This window comes from Faecalibacterium langellae, assembly GCF_002549775.1.
Classification (GTDB): domain Bacteria; phylum Bacillota; class Clostridia; order Oscillospirales; family Ruminococcaceae; genus Faecalibacterium; species Faecalibacterium langellae.
On the sequence record NZ_NMTR01000060.1, the window covers coordinates 1 to 1,097 of the forward strand.

Annotated in this window: 1 protein-coding gene; it reads right to left on the reverse strand. The window is 33.2% G+C overall.

Annotated elements, in window-relative coordinates; translation table 11 throughout:
- Window positions 1-1,097: DUF2142 domain-containing protein (locus tag CGS49_RS13660; protein ID WP_097802301.1), on the reverse strand; the 1,097-nt coding region annotated here is incomplete at both ends.

The window sequence follows — 1,097 nt, forward strand, 5'->3', positions numbered from 1 at the left end:
TTATTTTTCACACCATAGTACTGAAGGATTGTCAATACTACTGACATCAATATAAATAGATTGGCAATAACATAGACAAAATATTCTCGTTTATCTGTTGCTTCCTCAGAATCTATGTTATTTTGAGGATAAAATACTTTGGAACAGTTGACAAATAAGCCTAATAGAAGTAATACCCCTGTGAAATAACGACCTTGGACACCAGCGAAACTAATATCAGCAGTTTGTCCCCACATAAGATAAGAAGTCATTAAAATACCAAATGAAACCCCAGTCGCTACAAGTGCTGTACCAACTTTACTAATTTTTGGCAAGGGCAAAGATTGAGGAATCATTAGAAGAATAGAACTTACGAAGATAAGATAATACCAAGAAATATTACCTAAACCATAGGTTAACCAACCAAAAGTAAATAGCGATCCCATCTTGTTTGGAATCAAATCAATCCATTCTCGCAGGAAGGTCTTGAAAAAAATATTGGCATGAGCAATAGTGAATTTTATCTTGTCCACAGGGTTTACACCATGCGTTACCTTACTTGCATTTATATCACTCGATTGCTTCAACCATAAGAAACTTAAAATTGCCGTAACAAAAATTAATAGAGCTGCATAAAGATAGTTCTTCTTAACTTCCATTTTTTCCTTCGGAATAAACAACAATAAGCCCACTAGAAGAACATAAGGTAATTTCATTGTTGCTAAAACCAAGCTAAGTGCTGCAAAAATGATCATATCTCTTAAACTTACCTTTTGTTCCCTATTTATCAGATGACAGAACTGTGCTATCAAATAAAATGTTAATGCGTTAACCATTCCGTCAGTACTGAAAGAAGACGCTAAATAAACACACATTGGTAATAAAGCAATGGTGCCAAAAAGAATTTCAAAACCTTTAGCTTTTTTTATAGCAAGACGAGTAATTAAGGCATAACAAACTAAATTACAAAATCGACCTAAAATAACTAACCATAGCAGACTAAGTCCTAAAATTCTCGCAATCCAAATGCCAATTGCTTGAGGAATATAAGGAATAAAAGACGATGCATTGGTAACAATAAAGAGTGAAGAATGTACCTTTTTAAAAGATACCTTTAT